The following is a 15,581-nucleotide window of genomic DNA, read 5'->3' as shown; positions in this document are numbered from 1 at the left end:
ATGCTGCGTTATTGATTTTGACAAGGGCGCTACACGCAGGTAACTTATTAGAGAATGCAGGAGCACACTCTCCTGAACAACCATTCTGTGTAATCAATGCTTTTAAGCCTTTAAATTCTCGTTAAGTGATCACTTTCTTATACGGATTGGTATAACTGCTCAGTTAGGTAGTCTACCAGTAGTCTTATTTTGGGCGATAAATGGCGATTTTGCGGGTAAACCGCCCAGATACCTTCATCTGGCGCCCGATAATTATCTAATAGGCTAACGAGTTCACCATTGTGTATATGCTGCTCAACATAATAATCGGGTAATTGAACTATCCCTAGCCCCTTTAGAGTCGCATCAGTCAAGCTATTACCATTGTTGTATTGCAACCTGCCGGTGACTCGAACACTCTTTTCTTTCCCTAACTCTCTAAAATGCCAGTAATCATTACTCCCGAGTAAACAGCTATGCTTATTTAGTTCTGAAATAGAGTGGGGCATACCGTGCTCTTCTATATAAAGTGGTGAGGCACAAAGGTAATTGGTTCTTTTACCTAATCTTTTAGCCATCATGGTAGAGTCACTTAACTTGCCAAGGCGGATCGCTAAATCATAGCCTTCTTCAACAATATCAATTTGACGGTTACTTAAATAAGCTGACACTTCAACATCACTGTATTGTTTAATAAAATTATTTACTAATGGTAATATTTGCCTTTCACCATAAGTTACTGGCGCGGTTAATTTAATTTTACCTTGGGGTTTAGATTGTAAGTTGGTAATGGCACGCTCTGCGGCATCTAACCCATCAAGTACACTGCGACAATGCTGATAAAAAACACGTCCCTCTTCGGTTAAAGAAACTTTACGCGTCGTGCGGTAAAATAATTTTATATTGAGTCGTTTTTCTAAGGCGCTTATCTGGCGGCTAACTTGCGCGGTAGATATTGCCATTTTTTTTGAAGCAAGTGTAAAGCTCTCATTTTCAGCAACATAAACAAATTCGCTGATACCATCCCACTGCATGATTGTTACCTATATGTATAAGTGGCCTTTAAGTAAGTAATATTATCACCTTTTAAGAGGTAAATGATAACGGCAGCAGCTTATCGCTGTAAGCTTTTAAGACAAATTCGCCAATAAACTATCAAATAAGCTACCAATAAAAGTTCAATGAGCAGGTAAATGAATATTTACTGTTAATTGTTACTAGTGAGTAAAAGTGAATTACGAGTTGGCAGTATTATCATCTATAAATGAATAGCGTAGACTAGCGTCAAAGGTCGCAAGTTCGTCTATGCTATAAAGTTACTAACAGTAAACTAATATTAACGTGAATAGATAGCACTAAAGCATCTACTAATTAACAAGTGAGAATAAGTATGTCAGATAAATTTATTAAATCAAAAGCCGCTATTGCGTGGGGACCTAAGCAGCCCTTATCAATCGAAGAAGTTGATGTGATGTTACCGCGCAAAGGCGAAGTCTTAGTCAAAGTTATTGCCTCCGGTGTCTGTCATACCGATGCGTTTACCTTATCAGGTGAAGATCCCGAAGGTATTTTCCCTGTTATTTTAGGTCACGAAGGCGGCGGTATTGTTGAGCAAGTTGGCGAAGGCGTTACCAGTGTGCAAGTTGGCGATCATGTTATTCCGTTATACACACCAGAGTGTGGCGAATGTAAATTTTGTTTATCGGGTAAAACTAACCTATGTCAAAAAATTCGTGAAACCCAAGGTAAGGGCTTAATGCCAGACGGCACTACCCGTTTTTATAAAGACGGTCAGCCAATTTTTCATTACATGGGCTGTTCAACCTTTTCTGAATACACAGTATTACCAGAAATTTCATTAGCAAAAGTTAATAAAGAAGCGCCATTAGAAGAAGTGTGTTTATTAGGCTGTGGTGTTACCACTGGCATGGGCGCAGTAATGAATACCGCGAAAGTTGAAGAGGGTGCAACTGTCGCTATCTTTGGTTTGGGTGGTATTGGGTTATCAGCGGTGATTGGTGCAACCATGGCTAAAGCCAGTCGTATTATTGCTATTGATATCAACGAAAGTAAATTCGAGTTAGCGAAAAAGCTAGGTGCGACTGATTGTATTAACCCGAAAAATTTCGACAAGCCTATTCAAGACGTGATTGTTGAATTAACTGATGGCGGCGTAGATTACTCGTTTGAATGTGTTGGTAACGTTAACCTGATGCGCTCGGCGTTAGAGTGCTGTCATAAAGGTTGGGGTGAATCTGTGGTTATTGGTGTTGCGGGTGCAGGTCAAGAAATATCAACTCGTCCGTTCCAATTGGTAACGGGTCGTGTATGGCGTGGATCAGCCTTTGGTGGCGTAAAAGGTCGTACTGAATTACCCGATTACGTAGAGCGTTACTTAGCCGGTGAATTTAAACTAAGCGACTTTATTACCCACACCATGGCGCTTGAAGATATTAATGAATCGTTTGATTTAATGCACAAAGGCGAAAGTATTCGCACCGTGATTCACTTTGATAAATAGTCACTTTGATAAATACATCATTCAATTATAATCGTTAGTCCGCTCCCCCCTATAACAACATATGCAAAATAAGTTATTAAGGGGGAGCTTTTTGAGGTTTTACCATGACAACTGACCATGTAATAGAAAACATAAGTGTCAATAAAAGTTTTGGTGGCTGGAATAAGCAATATAGTCACCAGTCTACAACGCTAAATTGCACCATGCGCTTTGCTATTTATTTGCCGCCGCAAGCATCAAAGAGTAATAAAGTTCCTGTGTTATATTGGCTTTCGGGCTTAACCTGCACCGATGAAAACTTTATGCATAAAGCCGCCGCACAACGTGTTGCTGCCGCTTTAGGTATGGCTATTGTTGCCCCTGATACTAGCCCGCGTGGCGAAGGTGTGGCCGATGATGAAGGCTATGACTTAGGCATGGGCGCAGGCTTTTATGTTAATGCTACTCAAGCACCTTGGAATCGTCATTACCATATGTACGATTACGTGGTTAACGAGTTACCTCGTTTAATTGAAGCAGCATTTCCTGTGTCAAATAAACGTGCTATTAGTGGTCATTCTATGGGCGGACATGGAGCATTAACCATTGCCATGCTTAATCCTGGGCGTTATAGATCAGTATCAGCGTTTAGCCCTATTTGTAATCCAATGACTGCGCCTTGGGGCAAAAAAGCCTTCACTGCTTATTTAGGCAAAGACCAAGCCGCGTGGCAAGCACATGATGCCAGTGAGTTGATGCGTCAATCCACTCAGTTTACCCCCGCGAGAGTTGATCAAGGTGGTGCTGATGACTTTTTAAAAGAGCAGCTCAAACCTGAAACACTAGAAGCTGCAGCAAAAGAGAGTAATTACCCACTCGACCTACGTATTCATGAAGGCTATGATCATAGTTACTTTTTTATCTCCTCATTCATTGAAGAGCACTTGCGTTTTCATGCTAGCCATTTAAGTTAACTTGCTCTGTTAATACCCGCGCTAACTGCTATTATAATGCTTATTAATAAAACAGCCGTTGAACCTACCAATGGCTGTTTTATTTTCAGATAAGCTTTTTTGCTAGTCATCACTATACGAATAGCTCAACCCTAGCACTTAGCCAGCCACTTTTAATACACTTGTAAGCCATGTATTAAAGCCCCTCATGGATCTTTAACCGTGGAAATAATCACAAGATCAGTAAAACTGTTATAGTATAATTCTTTGAATTAATATTCATTTCATTGGTTAGCAGACATGTACTGCTAATTAGTGAGCTTTATATAAGCTTAACGCCAGCTGATTAAGCAGGTATTCATTCACTTCTGCGATGCATAAAATCACCATAATAAGTAGGTCCTATGAGTAATGCTTTTATTAAGTTAGTAAGCAAATTAACCGACTCTTTAGAACAAAAAAACAACCAAGCTATATTGCGCGCTATTGAGCAGTCTCACCCCGCTGAATTAGGGCGATTAATTGAAGCACTACCGAATAAATACCGTGGTGATTTTTGGCGGGTTATCCCTGTTGCTTTTAAAGGGGAAATACTACTGTCGGTGCATCGAGAGTTGCGCCAGCTGCTTATTAAAAAAACCAGTGAAGCTGATTTACTGGTCTCGCTTTCTACGCTGCAAATGGATGAGTTGGCCGATATTGATGCCGATTTACCACTGACGGTAGTTGGCGCCATGGTTGAGGCCATGGATAGTCAGCGTAAGCAGCGTTATAGAACTGTCGCCTCTTTCCCTGATAACACCGCTGGTGGTTTAATGGATGTTGATGCGACAGCGGTCAGAAAAGACGTTAGCCTGAAAGCGGTTTATCGGTACTTATGTAAATTAAGAAAGAAAGAGGGCATGCTGCCAGAGCAACTCGATCAACTAGTGGTAGTCGATCGAGAAAATAAAGTGCAAGGCACTTTATATCTGAGTGATTTGGTGTCAATGGATAACAGCTTGTCAGTCGCAGATGTGATGAAAAATAATGTGCCATTAATTCATTCTTTACAATCAGCAAAAGAGGTTGCACAAATTTTCGAAGATCACGACTTAATCTCTGCACCTGTGGTCGACAAAAATAATTGCTTACTTGGACGAATAACTGTTGATGATGTTATTGATGTGTTGCAGCAAAACTCGGAGCAAACCTTATTAGCCTCAGGCGGGCTTAATAAAGAGCTCGATATGTTTGCCCCCATCGCGCATATTTCAGTAAACAGAGCTATTTGGTTGGGGGTTAATTTAATTACCGCCTTTGTAGCTGCTTGGGTTATTGGTTTTTTTGAATCTTCTATTGAACAATTAGTAGCATTGGCGGTACTAATGCCTGTTGTCGCAAGTATGGGGGGCGTTACTGGCAGCCAAACACTGACGGTTGTTACGCGAGGGATAGCGCGAGATTTAGTCAGCAGCGCTAATATTGTTTCACTGACTATTCATGAGTTAAAAGTATCATTCATTAATGGCTTATTGTGGGCTTCGGTGGTCTTTTTCATTACTATTTTATGGTATGGCGACTGGAAGTTAGGCAGTGTGTTCGCACTGGCACTGTTTGTGGTTAGCTTAACCGGCACCTTATCAGGCGCGCTTATTCCCATTATTTTGAAAAAACTCGGCGTAGACCCAGCAATCGCCGGTGGTGTTATTTTAACAACCATTACCGACGCCGTTGGTTTTTTAATCTTTTTAGGTACTGCAACCTACCTTTTAATTTAATAATACGGGTATTACAAAACGGTAAAGTTGACTGGGCGTTATCATTTTAGCTACTCTAACAAATCTTAATAGACAATTTATCAAGGCGCTGGGCTGTAGAGTACAGTGCTTAGTAAGCGTTTATTCGTTTATAAAAAACGCAACATGCACGTAACGGAGATACCTATGAATAAAATAAAACAGTTAACAACGGCGTTAATCGCGCTAACGGCAGTGTTTGCTTTATCGGCTTGTGAAGAAAAACCTAAAACCCCTGGTGAGAAAGTTGATGAAATGATAAAAAAAGTTGACCAAGCCGCTGAGAAAGCAGGTGATAAGGTGGATGAAATGGTAGAAGAAGCCGGTAAAGTCGCTGAAGAGGCGAGCGAAAAAATTGATGATATGGTAGATGAGGCTGGCAAAGCCGCTGAAAAGGCTGGTAAAAAAATTAACCAAGTGGCAACTGATACCAGTAAAGCGATTAAAGAGGCCTGTGAAAATGTAAAAAAAGGCGTTAACGCCAAAGATAACGACTGTTAAGTACAATTGTAATCCTAAGGTAGGTTATGAGTATCTTACTCTGACTATAAAAGGCATTAGTTAGCTCAACAGCAGACAATAGTCACCACAATTAACAAGATGACTAAAACAGAGTCAATTGATTGAATATAAGCTACCTACTTGGTGAACATTACGACGTTTTAGTACAATACTTTAATGATTAGGGGGATGCCTTAATTGATTACAACCGCAATCAGGAAAGAATTGGCCTGGACGTACAATTAACGTTTTTTTAGCGACGCGTAACGCAAAGGAAATATATGCCAATTACTTACTACTATCTTGCTGGCGCATGCTTGTCATTTGCCGCAGCAATCTACTCTCCCGGCTATTACTATACCTTAATTTTTTTTTGGATAGCTAGCTCGTTCTCACTGGTATCTGCAGCTTACCTATTAAAGAACCCCTACATTTTTAGAAAAAAACAAGATGGCACTATCCCTGTTTATATTCGCTGGTTATTTATTCCTTTTTTGCTTGGCGCGCAGTTATATAATGCCTGGGCTAGAAAAAACGATTCAGTGCAGGCAATACAAAAAATAGAGGATAATTTATTTTTGGCCTGTCGATTGTTTCCTTCCGACATGGTTGAACTAAAAGAAAGCGGTGTTCATGCAATTTTAGACGTAACCGCCGAGTTTGATGGCTTAGATTGGTCGGCAAATGGCGAAAACCTCTCGTATTTAAGTCTGCCAGTATTAGATCATCAAAGCCCGACAAACCAGCAGTTAGTGCAGGCTATTAACTGGGTAGACATGCATGTTGAGCAACACGGCGTGGTTATTCACTGTGCTTTAGGCCGAGGTCGTTCAGTATTTTTTATGGCGGCTTATTTATTAAGTAAAAATAAGCATTGGACCATAGAGCAAGCTCTTGAAGCGATATATGGCGTTAGAAAAACAGCAGGTTTAAATCGTCAGCAACTAAAAGCGCTAGTAAAAGCACATAAGTCAGGCATATTAGTCACTAAAGCACGATTAGCGCTAATTGCTAACCCCGTGTCGGGCGGCGGAAAATGGCCAGAAGCAAAAGATGACATTACTCAGCGGCTATCTGCGAAATATGCCGTCTCTATATATGAGACAACCGCTGAAATATCGGCTAAAACATTAGCTGAAAAAGCGCTTAAACAAGGCCACACCATATTGGTAGGATGCGGTGGGGATGGCACTATAGCAGAGGTTGCTGCCGTCTTAACTCATCGCAGGTTAGCCACTAATTCGGCTGATAAAAAAGCAACTAATGGCGATTTAACTCTAGGTATTATTCCTTTAGGTACCACTAATGCGTTAAGTCATGTTTTACATGGCGCAGGCACTAAAGTATTTCCTATTTCGGTGTGTTGCGATGTAATTCTTGAAGGCAAGACCTCGGTCATTGATACCGCAACGTGTAATGATGAATTGTTTTTATTGATCGCCAGTGTCGGCTTAAGTCAAAAAATGATTGAGTCAGCAGATAGGGAAGAAAAAAATGCAGGAGGGCAATTAGCTTACCTTAAAGGCTTATGGGATGCACTGTGTTTAAATGAAGCGATTACATTGACGATTACCCTTGATGAACAACCGCCTTTTACGGTAACCACAACTAGTTTTGTTGTCGCTAACGCTGCGCCATTTTCAACAATACTCGCTCAAGGCGGTGGCGGGCCTGATATAGCCGATGGACTACTTGATATTACTTGGTTACCTGATGAAACTATCGCTACAGAGCAAGCGCTTAATTTAACGGGGTTAGCAGCCAGTGGCTTAATAGGTAATGTCGTGGAGGTAGCGCCTAACGATACCATTGAGTTTAGGCAAGGTAAGTCCATTATGATTGAAGCGACATCGCCACTGAGCTATGTGATTGATGGTGAAAGCCGTGAGGCAGATAAAATTTTTATTACCATTGAACCGAGTTCGTTAACCGTGCTCAGTTAACTTATATGAGTACAGCTTATAGACTCTTTATAGTAATGCTAATGATGAACAGAAGGTAGTGCCTTGAAAATTAATTTGATCAAATACGCACCGATAATAGAAAAAGCTCGTACCAGCTTCTGGTTTATTCCCACCTTTATGGTGCTATCTTCTATTGTCTTAGTTATTTGTACTGTGTGTATTGATATTTTCTATATTAATAGTTTTTATCTTAATACTGTTGTATCTGATAGTAGCGAACAATTTATTCCACTAGTATATGCTATGGATATTGACGCTATCCGCTCCTTATTAGCCACTATTGCAGGCGCGATGATAACGGTAACCAGTATTGCTTTTTCTATCACTATTGTGGCGTTAACTTTAGCATCATCACAGTTTGGTCCGCGTTTACTGCGTAATTTTATGATGGATACTGGCACACAAATTGTTCTGGGTTTCTTTATTTCCAACTTTTTGTTTTGTATTTTAGTGTTTTGCGCTATCAGCTTTCAACAGCCTTACGTTTTCAAACCCGGCTTAACCATTATGCTTGCGGTGATGATGACCTGTATCAGTGTCGCAGTCTTAATTTACTTTATTCACCATGTTGCCAAATCTATTCAAGCTGATGTGGTTATTAATGATGTTTATCAAGAGCTGCAAACGAGTATTAGTCACTTATTCCCCCCTATTACCAAACTACAGTCGCCAGAGTTTTGTGTCGATAACTATGCGGGTAGCTATGCAGATAAAGGTGATAGCAACTTTAAACCGCGAATTAATCAAAACAATGTACTAGCAAAGTGCAGCGGTTATATTCAAACCATTGACCAAAAAAAGTTACTAGCACTTGCTAGTGAGTATGATGTACTTATTGAATGCTTATTTAGACCAGGAAATTTTGTCGTAAAAGGCGCTGTTATTGCGGTGGTACATGCCGATAATTTAATGACTAAAGACGTACTTAAAAAGACAGTAGATATAGTCATATTAGGTGCCTATAGAACCCCCGTGCAAGATCCTGAGTTTGCTATTCATCAAATCGTTGAAGTGGCTTTACGTGCACTTTCACCGGGTATTAATGACCCTTATACGGCAATTACCTGTGTTGATAAAATTAATTCAGCATTATGTGAGTTAACGACAAGAGAGTTTCCAGTAAGGCATCACTATGATCAAGCAGGTATGTTAAGAATGGTTAGCAAGGTATTAACCTTTACTTATATTGCTACGGCAGCCTTTGACCAAATCAGACAGCAAGCTAATAACAATGTTGCGGTAACCATTAGGTTACTAGAGTCATTACAGACCTTAATGGCGTTTGCACAAACACAAGAGCAAAGCCAATTTGTTATCAGCCAAACTAAAATGATAGCAGAGCAACAAGCTGAGCAGCCGTTAGCAGCCAATGATTTTAGCGATATTAATAAGCGAGTTGATATGATTTTCAAAGCCAGTAAAGATAAAGCATCACTAGCTAAAAATCATATTAGCTAAAGCTTATCGCTATTTCAACTCTCATCTTGAACGCTCTGTATTTGCTCTTACTCAGCTTTATTTTACTCCGTTTTACTTTGTTTAGTCTTAGTAGGCTTTGCTAACATAGTACTTAATTTCTCACCGCCTTTAGCATCAAAATCTAAAGTACGAATAGGAAAAGGTATAAGTATATCTGCGCTTTCAAGCGCTTTTTTCACTGCTATTACGCCTTGATGTCTTGCTTGCATAAAGCCGGTATCACCTGGGTAATCTATCCAAAACCACAGTAATAAATTAATGCTACTATCACCAAAATCTTTGGCAAATACCGCTGTTTCTTCTTTTTTTATCACAAAATCATAGCGGTTCATTTGCTCAACAATCACTTCTGCGGCTTGTTCAATATCGTCAGCATAAGAGATACCAACGGGAATTTCTATGCGCCTAACACCACTAGTCGAGTAATTGGTGAGTATGTTTCTAAACAGAATTTTATTGGGTATAATTTCCAACTGACCAAAAAATGTTTCAACTAGCGTATTTCTTAAGTTAATTGTTTTAACGGTGCCAAATACTTTGTCTGTTTCAACAATATCGCCAATTTGAAACGGTTTACGAATCCCCATGGCTATACCAGCGATCAGGTTTTCGGTCATATCTTGAAAAGCAAAACCAATCGCTAAACCGACAATACCTGCACCCGCTAACAACGAGGTTACCGTACCTTTTAACCCTAAAAAATCTAAAGCAACAAATATACCGGTAATCAATATACACATTTTAAAGATGGACGCTAACAAGTTAGCTATTTGTGCAGATTCTAAAGTTCTGTGTAAAACTTTTTTTATCGCTTTACCGACATAACGGGCGATAATGGAGAACAAAATGGTGATGAGTATAGCGACAACAAAATTAGGCAGATGCTTGATCAAAGCTTCAAGCCATAAAGTGAGTTTGTCGTTGATTAAAGGCCAAAATTTTTCAACTTTTAATAATTCCATCGAAATTCCTTATTATCTATTTTCTAGCCTATTAAAGTCGAGTAAGCCAAAGCCAATAGGGTTTTGTTGTTCAAAGTAGCGATGCATAGCATCTGCATAAGACCAAAAATTTTCAGCACTTCTATAAACACCGTACTTATCCCGTAGTGTTTTATAATCCTGCTCAGAGTTGATATTAGCTAAGGCATTAGCGAAATCATCAAGCTCAAGGTTTGTTAAAGTGAAAAAGGCATTAGGGTGAGAGGTCATTAAACCGGGCGCAATCGTCACGGTATCTTCTGCGGGCAGTCTTCGGTCTTCTTCGGCAAATAAGTGTGAAATATTACGATATGCGTTATTACGCAGCAGTGTATAAAATACCGTTGTTTCCCCAACGGTATCGGTTATTCTCACTATCGATGAATCAGGTATAAAAGAAGCGTTAGCGCCAACAATCGCATTAATTTTTTGTAACGCTTTTAGTGTAGCTTGATCATGGGTATTCGCTATTACTATGTGCTCTTGACTAGCAATAGTAGCAAATTTTTCTTTTATGTTACGGTATAACTCTGGCAATGGTTCATCGGTTTGATAATCAATAGCAGACGCTACCGACGTTTTATTAGCATCATATACGTATTTTTCAACTTTGCTAACCGAGCCTCTATACCAGTTTTTTCTCACCTGCTCTCGGTGAGTCAGCGGGATGAAATTAAGAAAATTGAATTCACCCTCCATACGTAAAAAGTCCATATAGAGCCTGCTATTTAGCTGGTGGCCAAGGTTACCATAAACATCATAGCCCGCAACAAGCAAATAATGTATGCGCTCAAACAGCGGGTATGTAAGTACCCAAGCCGTTTGTGGGGCATTTCCTACTAGCCCTTTAACAACGCTGGCAGCATCGTTATGCCTAAAAATGGTGAGCGTTGCATTATCGTTTACGCCATCACCATCCCATAAAAGGTCGAGTGTTACCGGTATTTTATTTTTTATCTCCTTTTCAATGAAAATTGACTTAGCTTTTAGGTATTTTTTCTCCATTGCTGCATAGGTCAACCACGACGTAGGTAGTGCATTACTTTGCGCCTCTGCTGGTAGTGCTATTTTTTGTCGTGCTTGTTGCATAAACTTATCGTTATTTTCTGCAAAGGCGAGATCAGGGGAGGCAAACATAACCCAAAAATGATCATTGATAACATTAAGCGCCATTTGGCCGCGACAAACGGGTCCTTTGATAAACTGCATAATGGTATTTTGTGCTTCATCTAACATGTACCTATATCGAGACTTTACCGGAATCTGTGCAAAGGTGATAAAAGGGTTAGATGCCTCTTCAGGTAAATAAGAAGGTAAGTGCTTCACCTGATAATCAGGTGTTAAAAACCATGAAGTCCAACGAGCCATGCGCGCTTGATCAAGTTTAATAGGCATATGTGATTTGTGCACTATGGTTGTTAACACCGGTTGAAAGCGATAATAAACACGCTTTACCTTAGGATCATCAAACGGTCTACGCGTAAAAATACCCTCAACAGGCTGACCTGGTGGCGTCGCTGATCTAACCAGTTTAAAATATTGTTTACTATTTTGCTCGTCAATGTTCTTGCTTGTGCTTTGGAGAGTATTTTTAGCTAAGTTATCGGTTAAGCTCTCATCAAAGTGAAGGTGTGCTAAAAATAAATGTTCAAATAGGTAACGTGCCATCAATTGTGACTTGTTACTTTTCTCGTTTAAAAAGTCTTCCCAGTGATTAATGCGCGCTTGTAATGCTTTCGTAATAGGTTTTCTTAACGGTTTAGCTGAGCCCTGAGCAATCCAATCTAATAGCAGCTGTTGCTCTGACGTTTCAATGGCTGGTAAGCCATAGGGCATACCAGATAAAGGAGTATTTGCCTTGTAATCCTCAAATTGCGCTATGGTTGGACATTGATAATCTTGATTTAATGTCATCGTTAATTCATCAGCAAGTGGCGTGTTTTTTGGTAAAGGGTTGGCACTTTTTAATAACAACATTTGCGCCAGTAAACTGTTTTGTACATTGTCGTCTAAAGGGTTTTGGTCAGTACTTACGGTATCTGAGATAACAGGGAAAAAGTTCTTTTTACGCCATTGCTCAGTGGTATGAGCATCTTCAAACAGTCGCGTTAACTGCGCTTCAAGCAATCGTTCACCATCATAAACTAGCGCTTTGTTTGCGCCTCGTGATAACCCTTCAAAAGAACCCAGCTTAAGTTGGCATGGCGCATCGTAACAGGCATGGCAAACCACACAGCGTTGCTCAAGAATAGGTTGAACATCACGCGAATAATAGGGTGATGAATTAACAATATGATTAGCTTGATGGCTAATAACGGTAGTAGTCGATACTTGAGACGCTAACTGAGACTGAGGTAGTAATTGAGTACTCGTTATAATAGCGATAATGAAAGCTACAGCTAAAATAAAGATAATTAAACGCGAATTCATACATAAACCTTAAAAATACAATCAAACAGACCTGGGCTTAAATAGCTTACATTTAAGTAGAATTGACATATCTATGATAATAAAAGAACTTATAGGTTTTATTGTGCATTTAAAGTGAAAGTTAATCTACCCTCTAGCTCTATAATTATTAATAGTACCAACTTCATTAATTCGAAATTTATTGCATACGCAGAGATAACGGTAAAGTACAAGGCACCTATTTAATCGTTATACCAATCCCAATAGCCTTGCCCTGATTTATTTTTTCTGTGCACAACAAGATCACAACATTATTGGGATTGGTATTAGTGGTTCTAATTATTCAATTAGCATTAATAGAGTTAGCGGATTTTATTGAATTTCAGACATAAAAAAACCGCAGTTAAGCGGTTTCTATCATAAATTATTACTAACTTATGGCCAAATCTAAAAGTTACTAGGTATAACTAATGGATTAAAAAGGTCTTAATTTGGTGGAGCGGGGGGGAATCGAACCCCCGTCCAAAAAGCCTACATCCTCGGTACTACATGCTTAGTCGCTTGTTTATTTAACCAATTGGACGCCAAGCGACAGGCTTCGTCATGGTGAGCTTGATACTATTTCGCGGTTCGGCCTCAAGCGTGCGTCCCTCGCTAACCTATTTGGGGTGACCATCAATCCTCTAACCAATAGGTGAGATTTCGAGGTGATGGCTAGCCTAAGCGGCTAGTGCGAACGTATCGTCGTTTGCAATTATAGTTTTGCGGCTTTTTACCAGGCAAACCGCCCCTGGGCATGCACCTTGGGTTTCATGAATCTTGTCGAATCCTAGATCCGCCCCAAAGTTTACTTCTTTCTGATCTTGTTCTAGTGTAAATATTTCTTTGTTAGTACTGCTATCTAGCTTATTTAGTACGACCATCTAGTATTAGCTAACAATTTATAGGTTCGATATACCTATAAGCTTTATTATACACGCTTATTTTAAATAGACAACGTGGTAATAAATTAACGGTCTAAATTTTTATTTTTCATTAAACGCCCTTTATCAACAGCCCATTCTCTGTCTTTGATAGCGCTTCGCTTGTCATGATCTTTTTTACCTTTACCGAGGTAAAATTCAAGTTTTACCCAACATTGTTTCCAATACATGGCTGTGGCAATTAAAGAGTAGCCGTCGCGATCAACAGCTGCTGAGAGTTTGTCTAGTTCTCTGCGGTTAAGTAATAGTTTTCTATCACGATTAGGATCGCACACCACATGACTAGAGGCGGCATTAAGGGGCATTATTTCGGCACCTAATAAATACGCTTCGTTGTCTTTAATATGTACGTAACAGTCAGAAATATTTACTTTACCACTGCGTATACTCTTAATTTCCCAACCTTGTAGGCTCATGCCGCCTTCAAACTTGTCTGTTAAGCTATAGTTGTGTCTCGCTTTTTTATTTAAAGCGATAGTATTACTGTTAGAACTTTTTGATTTTTTCTTAGCCATCTTTATCATCCATTTTTTTGCCGTTTGCTTTGTCGATTTCTTTAACGCTTTTATGTCGTCATAATCTGCAAACGCTGTGATTATACTGACAATAAACTTCTTTTGTATACTAAATTCATTTTTAAGATAAAATTTATCGATTGATGCGCTTTTTGTCATGTTTTGTTATCATGGCGGGCATTGAATGGGGGCTACCTGCGGAGTAATAATGCCAACCATAAGTCGTAGTGCGTTAGTTATGTACAGTGTTGATCAAATGTACCAGTTAATAAATGATATTCCAGCGTATCCTAAGTTCTTGCCAGACTGTAATGATAGTAAAGTGATAAGCCAAGATGAACAATCAGTGACGGCCGCTTTGCTTGTGTCGAAAGGCGGCTTAAGTAAGTGGTTTACTACTAAAAATACTTTAGTATCGAATGAAAAAATTCATTTATCGCTTGTTGATGGTCCCTTTAAAAAACTTGAAGGCTATTGGCTGTTAACGCCTTTATCTGACGAGGCTTGTAAAGTGAGTTTAGAATTGGAGTATGAGTTTTCAAATAAACTGGTCTCTTTAGCTTTTGGTAAAGTGTTTGGTCACTTTAGTAATAGCTTAGTACAGGTCTTTACCCAGCGAGCAAAACAAATTTATGGAGCTAATAGGTAATGGTGACGTTAACAAATAATGAGTTCACTCACTCTGATGATGTGACGGGCGATGAGCGAGTTGTCGATGAAAAAGTAACCGTAGAAGTAGTTTATGGTGTACCTCATAAGCAAAAAATATTAACGATATTAGTGACTGCGGATACTACAGTAGAGCAGGCTATTATGGCGTCAGGCATAATAGACTTATTTCCTGAGATTGATTTAAGTATTAATAAAGTAGGTATTTGGAATAGAGCGGTTAAACTTTCTGATGAAGTAAACGACCTTGATAGAATTGAAGTGTACCGACCGTTAATAGCTGATCCTAAAGATGTGCGCAAACGCCGTGCAGAAAAAGCTAAACTAGAAGGGCGGGCAGATAAAACAACCGGTGGTCGAGTAAACCCGTTAAGAGTTGATAAATAGCGACAACTTTTTTTTAATATCTTTTTTGACAATATAACTATTTTAATACGCTAGTTACTCATTATTATCTTCAGTGACAAGTGTATTGAAAGGTGTATTGAACTTATCTGATAATGTAAAGTCTCCAGACGCAGATATTAATAAGTCATTAGAAAACTTAATAATAAATTGTTTTCTCTGATCAAAAGATTTATCTCTGCCAGATTTTAGTCTGTAAACGTAATTCCAAGTGTCATCATCAAAGGTATCTACTATAACAGGGCTACCTAAAATAAATTTAACCTGCTCTTTAGTCATACCCACTTGTAGCTTATCAATACTTTTTTGTTCAAGGTAGTTACCTTGAGGAACATCGTAACGATAAACCCAGCTAGAGCAGGCAGACAAGGTTAGGGCGGTAATGATAATAGCAACACGAAAATACATAAAATTTATTTACCTTTAAATAGCTCAGAAAAACAGACTAAAAGTTTAAGCAGGGATG

Annotated in this window: 13 protein-coding genes and 1 other RNA gene; 8 read left to right on the top strand and 6 right to left on the bottom strand. The window is 39.2% G+C overall.

What is annotated here, in order from left to right; translation table 11 throughout:
- Window positions 1-137: 137 nt before the first annotated feature.
- Window positions 138-1,013: a LysR family transcriptional regulator gene (locus tag FCS21_RS14260; RefSeq protein ID WP_138624224.1), complete on the bottom strand. Its 876-nt coding sequence runs from the start codon at window positions 1,011-1,013 to the stop codon at window positions 138-140.
- A 356-nt stretch (window positions 1,014-1,369) separates the two neighbouring features.
- Between FCS21_RS14260 and FCS21_RS14255 the strand changes: the two genes are divergently transcribed.
- The 6 genes from FCS21_RS14255 (at window position 1,370) to FCS21_RS14230 (ending at window position 9,133) form a co-directional block, all read left to right on the top strand.
- Window positions 1,370-2,500 carry an S-(hydroxymethyl)glutathione dehydrogenase/class III alcohol dehydrogenase gene (locus FCS21_RS14255; protein ID WP_138624222.1) on the top strand — a complete coding sequence of 377 codons (1,131 nt, stop codon included), beginning with the start codon at window positions 1,370-1,372 and terminating at the stop codon, window positions 2,498-2,500.
- A gap of 104 nt (window positions 2,501-2,604) precedes the next feature.
- Window positions 2,605-3,453 carry an S-formylglutathione hydrolase gene (gene fghA / locus FCS21_RS14250; RefSeq protein ID WP_138624221.1) on the top strand — a complete coding sequence of 283 codons (849 nt, stop codon included), beginning with the start codon at window positions 2,605-2,607 and terminating at the stop codon, window positions 3,451-3,453.
- Window positions 3,454-3,836: 383 nt separating this feature from the next.
- A complete protein-coding gene (mgtE, locus tag FCS21_RS14245; protein ID WP_138624219.1) occupies window positions 3,837-5,192 on the top strand; it encodes a magnesium transporter in 1,356 nt (451 codons plus the stop codon).
- A 165-nt stretch (window positions 5,193-5,357) separates the two neighbouring features.
- Window positions 5,358-5,711 carry a hypothetical protein gene (locus FCS21_RS16915; protein ID WP_187695301.1) on the top strand — a complete coding sequence of 118 codons (354 nt, stop codon included), beginning with the start codon at window positions 5,358-5,360 and terminating at the stop codon, window positions 5,709-5,711.
- A gap of 281 nt (window positions 5,712-5,992) precedes the next feature.
- Window positions 5,993-7,654 carry a diacylglycerol kinase family protein gene (locus FCS21_RS14235; RefSeq protein ID WP_138624217.1) on the top strand — a complete coding sequence of 554 codons (1,662 nt, stop codon included), beginning with the start codon at window positions 5,993-5,995 and terminating at the stop codon, window positions 7,652-7,654.
- A 63-nt stretch (window positions 7,655-7,717) separates the two neighbouring features.
- The gene (locus FCS21_RS14230; protein WP_138624216.1) at window positions 7,718-9,133 is read left to right on the top strand and encodes a DUF2254 domain-containing protein; all 1,416 of its coding nucleotides are present in this window, start codon (window positions 7,718-7,720) and stop codon (window positions 9,131-9,133) included.
- A gap of 62 nt (window positions 9,134-9,195) precedes the next feature.
- Here FCS21_RS14230 and FCS21_RS14225 read toward each other — a convergent pair whose 3' ends face one another.
- The 4 genes from FCS21_RS14225 to smpB form a co-directional block, all read right to left on the bottom strand.
- Entirely contained in the window at window positions 9,196-10,116 is a 921-nt protein-coding gene (locus tag FCS21_RS14225) for a mechanosensitive ion channel family protein (protein ID WP_138624214.1), read from the bottom strand.
- A gap of 12 nt (window positions 10,117-10,128) precedes the next feature.
- Window positions 10,129-12,564, bottom strand: a complete 2,436-nt coding sequence (locus FCS21_RS14220) for a fatty acid cis/trans isomerase (protein WP_138624212.1) — start codon at window positions 12,562-12,564, stop codon at window positions 10,129-10,131.
- A 471-nt stretch (window positions 12,565-13,035) separates the two neighbouring features.
- Window positions 13,036-13,385: a transfer-messenger RNA gene (ssrA, locus tag FCS21_RS14215) on the bottom strand.
- Window positions 13,386-13,552: 167 nt separating this feature from the next.
- Window positions 13,553-14,041, bottom strand: coding sequence for an SsrA-binding protein SmpB (gene smpB, locus FCS21_RS14210; protein ID WP_138624269.1), 489 nt, complete (start codon window positions 14,039-14,041; stop codon window positions 13,553-13,555).
- A 208-nt stretch (window positions 14,042-14,249) separates the two neighbouring features.
- On the opposite strand from smpB, the gene FCS21_RS14205 reads away from it, so the two are divergent.
- The gene (locus FCS21_RS14205; protein WP_138624210.1) at window positions 14,250-14,690 is read left to right on the top strand and encodes a type II toxin-antitoxin system RatA family toxin; all 441 of its coding nucleotides are present in this window, start codon (window positions 14,250-14,252) and stop codon (window positions 14,688-14,690) included.
- A gap of 2 nt (window positions 14,691-14,692) precedes the next feature.
- Complete coding sequence (locus FCS21_RS14200; RefSeq protein WP_371287247.1) at window positions 14,693-15,097, top strand: RnfH family protein; 405 nt, start codon at window positions 14,693-14,695, stop codon at window positions 15,095-15,097.
- A 54-nt stretch (window positions 15,098-15,151) separates the two neighbouring features.
- Here FCS21_RS14200 and FCS21_RS14195 read toward each other — a convergent pair whose 3' ends face one another.
- On the bottom strand, window positions 15,152-15,523 hold the full coding sequence (locus FCS21_RS14195) for an outer membrane protein assembly factor BamE (protein ID WP_138624207.1): 372 nt from the start codon (window positions 15,521-15,523) through the stop codon (window positions 15,152-15,154).
- Between the last annotated feature and the right edge of the window lie 58 nt (window positions 15,524-15,581).

It is taken from the genome of Colwellia ponticola (genome assembly GCF_005885605.1).
In the GTDB taxonomy this organism is placed as follows: Bacteria; Pseudomonadota; Gammaproteobacteria; order Enterobacterales; family Alteromonadaceae; genus Colwellia; species Colwellia ponticola.
This window is presented reverse-complemented; position numbering and strand designations above follow the sequence as displayed.

Excerpts from the sequence above, each read along its gene's own strand:
- FCS21_RS14260 (WP_138624224.1), bottom strand. The coding sequence starts at position 1,013 with ATGCAGTGGGATGGTATCAGCGAATTTGTTTATGTTGCTGAAAATGAG.
- FCS21_RS14255 (WP_138624222.1), top strand. The coding sequence starts at position 1,370 with ATGTCAGATAAATTTATTAAATCAAAAGCCGCTATTGCGTGGGGACCT.
- fghA (WP_138624221.1), top strand. The coding sequence starts at position 2,605 with ATGACAACTGACCATGTAATAGAAAACATAAGTGTCAATAAAAGTTTT.
- mgtE (WP_138624219.1), top strand. The coding sequence starts at position 3,837 with ATGAGTAATGCTTTTATTAAGTTAGTAAGCAAATTAACCGACTCTTTA.
- FCS21_RS16915 (WP_187695301.1), top strand. The coding sequence starts at position 5,358 with ATGAATAAAATAAAACAGTTAACAACGGCGTTAATCGCGCTAACGGCA.
- FCS21_RS14235 (WP_138624217.1), top strand. The coding sequence starts at position 5,993 with ATGCCAATTACTTACTACTATCTTGCTGGCGCATGCTTGTCATTTGCC.
- FCS21_RS14225 (WP_138624214.1), bottom strand. The coding sequence starts at position 10,116 with ATGGAATTATTAAAAGTTGAAAAATTTTGGCCTTTAATCAACGACAAA.
- FCS21_RS14220 (WP_138624212.1), bottom strand. The coding sequence starts at position 12,564 with ATGAATTCGCGTTTAATTATCTTTATTTTAGCTGTAGCTTTCATTATC.
- smpB (WP_138624269.1), bottom strand. The coding sequence starts at position 14,041 with ATGGCTAAGAAAAAATCAAAAAGTTCTAACAGTAATACTATCGCTTTA.
- FCS21_RS14205 (WP_138624210.1), top strand. The coding sequence starts at position 14,250 with ATGCCAACCATAAGTCGTAGTGCGTTAGTTATGTACAGTGTTGATCAA.
- FCS21_RS14195 (WP_138624207.1), bottom strand. The coding sequence starts at position 15,523 with ATGTATTTTCGTGTTGCTATTATCATTACCGCCCTAACCTTGTCTGCC.